Below are 12,531 nucleotides of genomic sequence, written 5' to 3'. Positions count from 1 at the left end.
CGTTGTAAGGGCGAAGCATTTTTTGCAAAGTCTTTCTCAAGAGCGATTTTAACTTGTACACAAAGAGGTTGCGCTAATTGGAACAACCTTCAGGAAAATGCTTCGCCCTTACGCCTGAGAAAGATTTCTCCGCTTTGCACGTCGCTTTTTCTCGGCGCATCGGTCGAAATGACAATCAGTGAGGCTTCGTGCTGAGCGTCATTACAAATTCCAATCCTCGGGGACAGACCTGTTCGGCCGAAGGTTGGAGCAAAACGGAAATCCCGTTTTCGGGGACGGGCCAGTCTGGCAGCACCAGCCGGACAGGCCCGCCAGTCTGGCAAGGCTCAGCCTGACAGGTCTGGCCGTGGCAGCCGGACAGGCCATTCAACGAATAAACCATTTAACCATTCAACGTTTTTACTTCTTCAAACAGATTAAAAATTTCTCATGCTAAGGCGTTAGATCTTTTGAGAGAAGTATTCTAAGGCAGCCAAGCCGCAACCAAAAGACATTTACACAGGAATTTAAGTAACCACAGAGCGCACAGAGAAGCATTTTTAAATTAAAAATTACGAATGACGAATTACGAATTAATTTGCGAAGGGGCAACTTATGCCCAGGCGGTGATGAACCGTGCCGGCATGTCATTCTGAGTCCCCGATTTATCGGTGGAGAAGAATCCCTTACATTGGCAGACCATTCGAAAGAGCAATGTAACTGGTGCCTCAGTCCGCGACTTTGTAAGGGCGAAGCATTTAAGGCGAGTTTTTGTTTTAAAACCCATCCTCCCGCCCCCATTCCCTTTAAAAAAAGAGAAGGGGGAGTTTTAATCTTTGCTTTGTAAAATTTGATTTCTAAATATTCATCTACTCAAACGTTTGGGATTGCCCTGTAATTAGGCAGCTTAAAAATTTTCGCATCCCGCTAAGCGGGATTATATGTTTTAAGGGAAGTATTCTAATCATATTGTAACTGGTAGATTTATCTCAAGCCGTTTAATACACAGCAAATATCTTGAAATTTTCTGTTAATCCCCTACTTTTTTTTAATTTTTGTAAAAAAGTTCAACAAAGACTTGAAAATATCATTTTTATGTGCGATATTTATTGGGCATTGGGCGTAACTATAAGAAGGATATATGACCCAGATCACTTTCAGGCAATGGATGGGTAGTGTGAGTTTCTTTCTAAATTTAATCCACGAATGGATTTTAATTGGATCAAAGCCTTTTAAAATCCTTCAAAATCTTGACATTTTCCCGCATAAGTCATATATTTTGCCTGTGATTATCGACACATTGAAGTGTAATCAAATGAAGAGGAGGGGGCGCCTATGACCTGATGTATATTGCTTTTGCCAACCTTTATTTAGTTGTATTGTAGTGTTTTAATTTATTTGGAGGTTAAGGGATGTTCAAAAAAGTGCTTATCTTACTAATCGTCTTAGCTATGCCAATTTTGGTTTTTGCCCAGTCTTCGGGTAAAATCGTTGGTGTAGTTAAAGACAAACAGACAGGTGAACCTCTTGCAGGCGTTAATGTAGTCCTTCAAAACACCATGCTTGGTGCCACTACCGATATCGACGGTTATTATGTGATCCTCAATGTACCTGTTGGAACTTACAACGTAGAAGCCAACTACGTTGGTTATCGTAAAGTTGTGATTCAAAATGTACGTGTTTCTGCTGGTATTACTACCGAGCAGAATTTTGAATTAGAACCAACGACCCTGGAATTAGAAGAACAGATCGTTGTTGTTGCCGAAAGGCCCCTGGTCGAAAAGCATGTTACGCAAAGTATCTCGAAGGTGACTACGGAAGAGATCGAAACCATTCCGGTTCGCGGCACGGGCGCTATTGTCGCTTTGCAGCCCAGTGTTGTTGTGCAAGACGGTGAAATCCATATTCGAGGTGGCCGTGGTGAGGACAACGGTTACTATCTGGATGGTGCGCCGACCATCAATCCTATGAACCGTGGAAACGCTGTTCATGTAATTCAGGAAGCTGTTGAAGAAATTCAGGTATTAAAAGGTGGTTACACCGCTGAATTTGGAAATGCCAATGCTGGTATTATCCGCACTGAGTTGAAAACTGGTGGCCCTGAATTTCATTTTTCTTTAGATGCTCAAACCGATAAATTTGCCGCTGAAGGCGAAAAGTTCTTAGGAACCTATTCTTATCGCGAGCACATTATTGCTGCCACAGCCAGCGGCCCCATCGCCAAAAATTTGCGTTTCTTCATCGCTTATGAAAATCAGGACATCGGTGATGCGGCAAAGCGTTTTAGCAAAGGATACACCTTCAAGTATCCGGATAACCTCAATAATCCTCTGGTGGACACCAATCCCAGACGGACTCATGATGATACCCTGGATCAGATCACTTATCCGGACGGTTTCACGCCAAATAACTGGTATAAATCCCATTCGATTAACAGCACACTGTTGTGGGATTTGAAGAAATTTAAATTCCGCTTGAGTGGCGTTTACACCTATTCCAAGAGTTTCCGATATGATCGTCCCATGTTGAATATCTTTGATAAACGTGAACAGCCATTCCTGCGTAATACCTTGTTGTTAAGTGGTAAATTTACTCAGGTATTATCGCCGACCACATTCTATGATCTAACGCTTAGTTATTATCTGAATAAAGGCGAAAGATCGGATGACTATTTTGGTACTGACTGGCGTTCCTGGCAGGATAGCGCGAAAGTGTATGAACATACAAATGGTCGTGTTGTCTATCGTGCGCCATTCGATCCGGACTATAATTACCTGATTAATGGTTTTACTTTCTATCGAGATGGTTTTCCACATTATGGATATTACAAGGATAAACAAAATTATATAAATGCTGCGTTTGATCTGGTAAGTCAGGTTACCCGCAATCATGAACTTAAATTTGGTGCAAGCTGGCGTCAATACACCATCCGTCAGTTCAGCATTGCTCCTTCTGTAATGAAAGAGGTAAAACGGTTTGGCGGAGTGGAAGACTCTGTCCCTGTAGCTTTACTGGCCAGTAATTATGTCGGCAACACCTTCGGATATGATTTGTGGGGCAATAAAGAAGTGGATACCGGATTTGACGGTGCCAAAAAACCGGTGATTGCAGCAGCCTATTTACAGGACAAAATTGAATACAAAGACCTGGTTATCAATGCCGGTGTACGTTTCGAATATTTTGATACCAAAGACCGCAAATTGAAAAATCCGCGGAATCCAAAGATTGATGAAGAAAAACACATCATTGATCCATCTGAATGGGAAGATGTAAAACCGTTTATGTATGTAACTCCTCGTCTTGGTTTCTCCTTTCCGGTTAGTGACAAGACGAAATTCTATGCCCAGTACGGAAAATTTGTTCAGACCAATGAGTTTAACGATTTCTATTACAGCTCCTATCAATATGGACGTCAGGTTGGTGTAGGATATTTCTTTACTACACCGGTTGGCTTTAATATGAAACCCATCCGCACAACCCAGTATGAAGTCGGTTTTAACCAGCAGTTCGGTCAATATGCTGCTATCGATATTGCCGGTTTCTACAAAAATGTTAAGGGTGAAGTGCAGGCCGATCGTATTACTCCTGAACCAGGTGCAACCATTCAATCCTACAATATCCTGACCAATGGTGACTTTTCCACAACTAAAGGTGTGGAAATTACGGTTAGATTACGTCGTTACAATCGCCTAATGGGACAGTTGAATTATACCTTCTCTGATGCTGAAGGTACTGGTTCCGGGCAAACTTCCTATATTTCGGCTGTAGATCGTACTTCGCCACGCCCGACCCAGTTGAATCCATTGGATTTTGCTCAGAGACATCGTGGGTCCATTAATCTGGATTATCGTTTTGGTAAAAATGATGGTGGTCCTGTCCTGGAACAATTTGGCATTAATTTACTGTACACCTTTAATAGCGGCCATCCCTATACCCTGGTTACTTCTTCCGGTGGGCAGGCTGGTCCTTACGACAGTGGAGTGGACTACATGATCGATACGCGTTCTCGTCGAGCGCTGGAGCCGATCAACAACTCAACAACTCCATGGTATCATCGCGTAGATTTGCGCATAGATAAATCCTTTAATTTAACCGATAAGATATCCGCTACCCTGTATGCCAGAATATTTAATTTGTTCAATATCAAAAATGTCATCAATGTATATCAGATTACAGGTAGCGCAGAAGATGATGGACTCCTTTCTGGCGTCATTGACCCGCAAAGAGCACGTTCCCTCATCGATGCTTATGGCGGCGAAGATTATGTGAAGATGTACAAAGCGATCAATCTGGATAATGGTCAGGCTTATTGGGATCTGGTAGGCCGTCAGCTCTATAGTTCACCAAGACAAATTTTCTTTGGATTGAAGCTGAGCTTTTAAATTGTTGGATGATGCAGATATCTAATCAGAGTTCACAAACAGTGTGAGGAGATAAAATGAATAAAAGAATAAGTCAACTTTTCCTGATCGTGTTGATTTTTGGCTTATTGGGCGCCATGTCAGGTTTGCAAGCACGGCCAAAAGCCAATGAAGTTCACACGATGGGATTAGCCAAGCTTGCACAAACGAAAGTAACCCAGACGATTTGTAATATCGGTAACTGGGGCTACTGGGTGAATTATAAAGGACTCATGGCATCCGATCCATTTACTGGATCAGCCGGTGGCTACTATCCACGTGGTGTGATGACCTCCATCTACCTGGATGGTTTTATGTGGGGCGCTTTCTTAAAAGACCCCAATACCGGCGTTGCATTGAGCGACACGCCAAGAGTCGGTGGCCTTGGATATTACACGGTTGGTACACAGGCCGGCTGGATTGAGAGCGTGGGAAATGCTGTTTCGACGGATGACCCGCGTGTAAAGGTCTATCGTATTCGTAGCGATTGGCGCACCCTGACGCATGCTCAATTGATCCGTGATGCTGCTGAATTAAATAATGTGCCGACTACCGGTGTTACTGAAGCCATGACTACGGCTATCAAAGAGCAATATGCTGAAGACTGGAAAGACTGGCCCGTTGATCTGGGAGCCCCCTATTATGATGTGGATGGCAATGGGGAATACAACCCTGTACTGGATGAGCAGGGATATCCCATCAAAGCGGTGTTTGATAACGATGGTAATTTGATTGAAGGCGGAGATTATCCTGGCATCGCAAAAGCCGATCAAGTACTCTGGTTTGTGGTTAATGATTTAAACGCAGCCAATGTGCAGGCTTTATCCGCTAGCGATCCAATCGGTCTGGAAGTTCAGGTGACCCTCTGGGCTTACAATCAGCCTTCCAATACATTAGGCCAGATCGTTTTCAAACGTTTCAAAATTGTTAATAAGTCGGGTATGGTGCTCGATTCTATGTTTGTTGCACAATGGTCTGACCCGGATGTTGGTGACTATGCCGATGACCTTGTTGGTTGTGATACCACACTCAGCTTACATTTTGCTTACAATGGTGGCGTTTCTGATGCCGAATATGCCAAAGTCAATTTACCGCCTGCCGCTGTGGGTTTTGACTTTTTCCAGGGGCCATTGATTGAATCGCCTGGCGATACTGGCGTTTTCAATTTGCAATATGTGCCGGATCATAAAAACCTGGGTATGACATCCTTTGGTTATTTTTCCGCTGGCGGTACATGGTCTGATCCTCCGATGGGAGAAATCTCTTTTACTCTGCAGTTCTACAATATGTTAAATGGATATGCGCCTACGGATGATTTGAAAGATCCTACTCCCTGGACCATTGGTAGCGGTCCAAGAGCCGGTCAAACAACCAAGTTTCCGCTTTACGGTGACCCGGCTACTGATCCCGAGGGTATAAATAGTGACATCGACGGAAAAGGCAGCAACATGGCTCCTGGCGACCGCCGTATGTTTGCCAATTCCGGTCCTTTCACCATGCAACCTGGTGACGAACAGGAAGTGGTTGTTGCTGTGATTGGTGGATTGGGTGGCAATAACATCCAGTCAGTCACGGATGTTAAGAGTACCGATATTGTCGCTCAGCAGGTTTACAATAGCCTGTTCCAGGTTATCCCAAAACCACCAGCATCACCAAATGTAAAAGCCATTCCATTGGATGACAAGGTTGTGTTGAACTGGGGCTGGGATGTTGACCGCATTAAAGAAACCGAAGAAACAAAGATCATAAATTATGAATTTGAAGGTTACAATGTTTACCAGTTGCCTTCGGCTACTTCGAATCTGAATGATGAAGGCGTTGTTAGAATTGCTACTTTTGATAAGATTAACGATGTGCGCATTATTAAGTCTTCTGTATTCTCATCAGAATATGGTACGGTGGTTGACCTTCCGATTCAATTTGGTTCGGATGCTGGAATTCAACGCTATATCGTAATTGATAAAGATTACATTACTGGCAAACCGCTATTTCGTGGAACGCCATATTATTTTGCCGTGACTGCTTATAATTTTGATCCGACTCTGGTACGTGACCGTGCTCTGGAATCGGCTCCCATTATCCATACGGTAGTTGTGCAAGATCCAAAACCGGGCGACCGTTATGAAGGGGATGCGGGTGAGCAGGTTGAAGTGACTAAAAATGGTAATGACGACGGTGTGTGCCAGGTGATTGTTGTCGATCCTTCGGCTACTACGGGTCACGATTACAAAATCACGTTTGAGGTCGATGAAGATACTAATTCCGCTACCTATGGTGAAACAGTCTGGAATTTGATCGATGAAACGACCGGTGAGACCGTTCTTGCCAAACAACCGCAGTCACCGGATCCCTCAGCTAATGATCAGTTAATCGTTGATGGATTATTGATCAAAGTCTCCGGACCTGCTCCTGGTATTAAAGCTATTGTAGAAGTGGCTGACGACCAGGGTCCATTGACAGAGGATGAATATGATGGCAGCGGAGCACCATATGGCGGAAATAATGTATGGCACAGCTTAAGCTCACCTAATGATATCAATCGTTTCTATATCAGCGCCGGAGGCGGCGATGGCGGTATTGAACGTATGGCACGCAGCATTGCTAATGCTGAAGCCCATGACTTTGAAATGCGCTTCACCGATGCCGGTGGTACGTACACCTGGTGGTATGATGCCGATACCGCTGCCCATGTTCCTTTTGAAGCCTGGGATGTTGGTATCCAAACCTATGACGATCCATCAGATGATATCCGTCTGTTAACCGGTGGATATTCCGGTGGAGCTACCATTGGAGCCTTTGATTTTGGTTATACCGATCCGGCCTTCGGTTTCCCTGCAACCGACTGGGTTTATTTCCGTAAACCAGCAAATGATCAAGGAACATATGAAGTGTATGAAAACGACGTCTTGAGTGGCACATTCAGCTACAGCTGGTGGGCTCCAAATAGTTACGAAGTACTGGCCCGAATCATTATATGTGATTTTGGTGGAGCCGGAACTCTTCCGCCTACCAACACAGTGATTCGCTGGATTACCAATAAGCCGCATCTGCTGACAACTACCTATACATTTACGGCACCTGCTGCAACCCATAGCGATGAACTGGCCAAAACAGATGTTGAAAAGATTAATGTCTTCCCGAACCCATACTATGCTGCAAACTCCCTGGAACCGGATCGCTTCAATCGTTTTGTGACCTTTAACCATCTGCCTCAACATGCTATTATCCGCATCTTCACGCTGGGTGGTATTCAGGTACGCAAACTGGAAAAGAATGATGATACACAGTTCTTCCAGTGGGATCTCAAGAATGAGGCTGGTTTACCTGTAGCTTCTGGCATGTATATTGCTTATATCGATATGCCTGAGCTCGGTAAAACCAAAACAGTGAAGCTGATGATCATTCAAGGTGAACAGGTAGTTGAGTACTATTAATGTTAATTTAATAGCAGTGATAGGGAAAAAAGTTAGGGAGTTTAAATATGAATAAAATTAAATTGTTAAATGGTGTTATTTGGATCGTGCTGGTGCTCTTCCTGGCATCACTGCCTGTTTACGCTGGTGATGCAGACAGGATTGGTACTGCAGCAGGTACCCAATTACAGGTTCCAGTGGGCGCCAGAGACTTGGCCATGGCAGGGTCCGATATCGTTTTTACCAGCGGTGTGGACGCCATTTACTGGAATCCTGCTGGTCTTTCTAATATGCAACAGAAAGCAATGGGCATGTTCTCTACCGTAAATATCTTTGGTGATATTCGAGTTAACTATCTGGCCGTAGGTGCCGGAATGGGAAAATTTGGCGAGATTGGTTTTAGCATCAAAGCCTTTGATTTCGGCGATATCCCTCTTACTACAGTGGAAGATATGGATGGTAGTAATGGACGTACTTTCTCGCCCACTTTTAGCACAGTTGGCTTAACTTATTCTAAGAAGCTGACCAACACCATCAATGTTGGTGTAACAACTAAGCTGGTTTACGAATCGGCTCCGCGTGTCAGCGCCACCGCTTTTGCCTTTGACATTGGTCTGCAATACCGGAACCTGGCTGGTATCGAAGGAATCTCCTTCGGCATCGTTGCCAAAAATATTGGTTCCAATTTGCAATATGCCGGTACCGGCTTGATGACCCAAACGCAAATCGATGGAAGAACGGAATTTATCCGTCGTGGAACTTCCAGCGATCAGTTGCCTGCCAGCCTGGAGATGGGCCTGAGCTACAATTATACGGTTATGGAAGGCAATTTCCTGGTCGTTTCCGGTGTATTCCAGAACAATAACGTGCAGAACGATGATATTCGTTTAGGCCTGGAATACAATTACAAGAATTTTCTGGCCCTGCGTGCTGGCTATCTGTACACCATGAATACGCCTTCTGAAGAGCAGATTTATACTTTCTCTTTAGGCGCCGGTTTGCAGTACAAGGTTGGCAACACAATGCTTGGGTTGGATTATGCCTTCCGCGATGTACGGTACTTTGATGCGAGCAATATGTTCACTTTACATATTGGTTTCTAAAAGGCACGCGGTTCTCTGTTGAAAAAGGCCGGTGGGTTTTCCCATCGGCCTTTTCTATTTAAATATCTCCCTTATTGCAATTGGCCTCTTCATGCTAATGGCACTATTTTTGTACTTTCCATTTTTCAAATAATGCACAATTTGTTTTTATGGTTAGACTTTTGAATCTTTTTGTTTTTAGAAGCAGGACGCGTTTGAGAAATTTAAATTTTTCTACCAAAATCACCAAAGGACCTTTTCTGGAACAGGCGATTTTAAAGCTCATGAAAGTACACGACTACGAAAAATATTCGTGTTACTGGAAAATTTTTGGTGCTATTTAGCCAATCATTTATTCCGATTAGGATTGGAAAATTTAAAAATGAACTGTAAATTATTTGTGATGCCCTTATGAAAAAAATAAATTGCAATATCAGTTCATACCTGCAATCGCAAAAACAATAAGAGGCTTTAATAGCGGAGGTGTGCCAATGAAACCCCGAGTTTTGCTCCTCCTAATTATTTTAATATGGTTTCCACAGATTACTTTTTCCAGAAATAAAATAACAGTAAAACCAATTCACTCAGATTTCAATTATGTAAAATGGGATTTTGTAGAAACATCGCAGTGGAAATTTTGGGTTGATTACAGAGGCCCTTTGGCGAATGACCCTTTAAAAGGGGGCGCTGGTGGAGGTTACTTTTCTAAAAAAAATTCCTGTAGTGTATCTGGATGGCTTAATATGGGGCGCTTTTTTACGAGATTCAGCCATGAAACTAATTTCTGATACACCACGCGTGGACGGCATTTATTACCTACCCGGTACCTCGCCTGGAAGAATCATTTCTGAAAATGGCCATCTTACTACAGATGTAACTTTTGAGAGAATTTTTAAAATTAAAAAAAATTGGCAAATGTTGACTAGAGAAGATTTTAAAAAAGAATGGCGACAATTTGGAAGAGAAGATAATGAGATAACCGATTACATGATTGATGAACTGCGCGCCTGGTATGCGGATAACTTGAAAAATTGGCCAGTAGAAGCCGGAGCGCCGTTTAACGATGTAAATGGAAATTACATTTATGATCCTGTTGTAGATGAACAGGGATACCCTATTGTCGGAAAAGGCGACTACCCTGGTATTGCTGAGGCCGACCTGGTGCTCTGGTTTGTAGTCAATGATTTGAATAAATACAATGTTTACGATTTTTCAGGATCTCCGCCAATCGGACTTGAATTGCAGACTACACTCTGCACTTACCAGACAAATTTTATTCCTTACAATAATACGGTGTTTAAAAGTTATGTTCTGATCAATAAATCTAACTATTTCCTTGATTCTGTGTATGTTAGTCAATTTGTTGATGCTGATGTTGGTGATTATGCTGATGATCTTGCAGGGTGTGACTCCAGCTTAAGTCTTGGCTTTGCCTACACGGCCTATCGAAAAGATAGAGATTTTGCAAAATTTAAATTAATTCCCAGTTGTGTTGGTTTCGGTTTGTTGTTAGGAACGGCAATTCAGACCAATAACTCACTGGATACAGCGATCATTGACTTTTCCGAAAAAATTGGCTACAAAAATATGCCCATGACCAGTTTTAATTATTTCACACCTGGTGGCTATTGGGGAGGGGATCCGCCTTTTGGTTCGATTAATTTAACTTTAATCCTATATAATATGATGCGTGGCTTTGCAGGTACAAATAATATTCAGGAGCCTGTCCCTTTAAAAATTGGCAGTGGTCCCAAACAGGGCCAGATAACCAAATTCCCGTTAAGCGGAGATCCGGTAAATGATCCCCAGGGCCAATGGGGGGATGTGGATGGGCGGGGCTGGAATTTTGCGCCTGGAGATAGACGACTTATGGTTAATTCCGGGCCATTTACAATGCGACCAGGTGAAAGCAAAGAAATTATCTATGCCGTAATTGGAGGATATGGTAAAGATCACCGTCAGGGAATTACACAAATAAAAGGGATTAATAAATTTTTAAAGAAGATAGTACGGAATAAATTTAAAAATATGAATCCCGCACCGCCAGCGCCGCTTGTAAAAGCCTCGCCTTTTAATGATTATGTGGTGCTCAACTGGGGCTGGAATGAAAAGAGCGTAAGGGAAATTGAAAACAAGGTGCGTGCCGGCTATCGATTTGAGGGATATAACGTTTATCAACTACCCGATAACAGCGATTCTATTGATGATCATGGCGCCGTTAAATTAGCCACTTTTGATGTAATAAATGGCGTTTTTACCATCGAAGGATTGCGTTATTTCCCGGAAAAAGGCCGCTATATCCGCTTTCCTTTACAGGAAGGTAACGATACCGGGATTCAGCACTATTTTATTGCTCGAGCTGATTCTGTTAATAAACGACCCTTTTATCGGGGATCGACTTATTACTTTGCTGTTACGGCCTATAATTATAATCCATTGGAAAATGATCAACCTTCCATTGAGTCCGGCTATCAGGTGATTAAGGTAACCATTCAGGATGAAAAACCGGGCTATCGTTATCAGACAGATACTGAGCAGGCCATAGAGGTGAATGCCTATAAAGAGAGTGATGTGCAATGTGAAGTGAAGGTTATTGATCCGGCCGAAGTTACAGGGCATGATTACAAAGTGTATTTTACCTATGAACTGGACACTACTTCCCAAACGTATGGGCAATGGCGCTGGAATCTTAAAGATGAGACCTTAAACAAAGTTGTTTTGAAAAAGCAAATAATTAAACTGGTTGAAAAAAGTTACGGGAGTCCCAACGTGAATGATGATCAATTGCTTGCCGATGGATTGTTGGTTAAGGTGTGGCAACCAAAGCCCACGCTAAAAGCGATCGTTGAGGTAGCCAATGCCCGATATCCGGAAGGATTTCCAGATGAAGAAATGGATCATATTGGGGCCCCATATGGTGGGAATAGCGTCTGGCATAGTTTGAGCGCCTGGAGTGACGGCGATCATCGGTTTTATGTTAGCGCTGGCGGTGATGCCGGAGCGCTTGATCGATTAACATTAAACATCGGTAATGCAAAGGAGCATGATTTTGAATTGCGTTTTGGCCGTACAGACGGATATTATGTATGGTGGGATGATGACAGCAATAAGGTAGCTGCCCAGGTGCCGTTTGAAGCCTGGGATGTGGGGATTGAAACTTACGACGATTTTTCAGATGACCTGCGCTGTTTAACCGGAGGCTATTCGGGCAATGGAGTGCCCGGCTCTTTTGGATTTAAGAATACCGACCCGGTGTTTGGATTTCCCGCTACGGATTGGATTGATATCCGCCGGCCTCTTAACGAAAAAGGAAGTTATCAGGCATTTGTGCAGGATATCACCAGTGGTACATTTAATTATGAATGGTGGAATAATAGCCAGGAAGTTTTGTCTAACATTATCATTTGTGATTTTGGAGGCTCCAGAAGTTTACCAGAAAATGGAACCGTAATTCGATTTATCACCACTAAATCTGTGGATGAAGATTTAACCTTTTCATTCACAGCGCCGGGTAAAATCGAAAATGATCCGGAATTGATGAAGAAGGATGTGGAAAAGATCAACGTCTTTCCCAATCCCTATTACGCAGCCAGCCCTCTGGAGCCGGATCGATTTACGCACTTTGTGACCTTTAACCATCTGCCGCCACATGCAGTG

6 protein-coding genes are annotated in these 12,531 nt (G+C 43.2%); 5 read left to right on the top strand and 1 reads right to left on the bottom strand.

The features are described from left to right. Positions 1 to 89: 89 nt before the first annotated feature. On the bottom strand, positions 90 to 323 hold the full coding sequence (locus ACWB0I_RS00690) for a hypothetical protein (protein ID WP_479386102.1): 234 nt from the start codon (positions 321 to 323) through the stop codon (positions 90 to 92). Positions 324 to 1,391: 1,068 nt separating this feature from the next. On the opposite strand from ACWB0I_RS00690, the gene ACWB0I_RS00685 reads away from it, so the two are divergent. The 5 genes from ACWB0I_RS00685 to ACWB0I_RS00665 all read left to right on the top strand — a co-directional run. Further along, positions 1,392 to 4,361, top strand: a complete 2,970-nt coding sequence (locus ACWB0I_RS00685; protein WP_479386101.1) for a TonB-dependent receptor — start codon at positions 1,392 to 1,394, stop codon at positions 4,359 to 4,361. Between the two features lie 233 nt (positions 4,362 to 4,594). Beyond that, positions 4,595 to 7,813, top strand: coding sequence for a hypothetical protein (locus ACWB0I_RS00680; RefSeq protein ID WP_479386100.1), 3,219 nt, complete (start codon positions 4,595 to 4,597; stop codon positions 7,811 to 7,813). 47 nt (positions 7,814 to 7,860) lie between these two features. Then, the gene (locus ACWB0I_RS00675) at positions 7,861 to 8,895 is read left to right on the top strand and encodes a PorV/PorQ family protein (RefSeq protein ID WP_479386099.1); all 1,035 of its coding nucleotides are present in this window, start codon (positions 7,861 to 7,863) and stop codon (positions 8,893 to 8,895) included. 194 nt (positions 8,896 to 9,089) lie between these two features. Then, entirely contained in the window at positions 9,090 to 9,218 is a 129-nt protein-coding gene (locus tag ACWB0I_RS00670) for a hypothetical protein (protein ID WP_479386098.1), read from the top strand. Between the two features lie 346 nt (positions 9,219 to 9,564). Further along, a partial coding sequence (locus tag ACWB0I_RS00665) for a hypothetical protein (RefSeq protein WP_479386097.1) occupies positions 9,565 to 12,531 on the top strand: 2,967 nt, incomplete at its 3' end.

This window comes from Caldithrix sp. (genome assembly GCF_056497305.1).
Note: the sequence above shows the minus strand (reverse complement) of the source record. Positions and strands in the feature narration are given on the sequence as shown.

Coding starts and splice junctions, on each gene's coding strand:
- ACWB0I_RS00675 (WP_479386099.1), top strand. CDS start 7,861: ATGAATAAAATTAAATTGTTAAATGGTGTTATTTGGATCGTGCTGGTG.
- ACWB0I_RS00685 (WP_479386101.1), top strand. CDS start 1,392: ATGTTCAAAAAAGTGCTTATCTTACTAATCGTCTTAGCTATGCCAATT.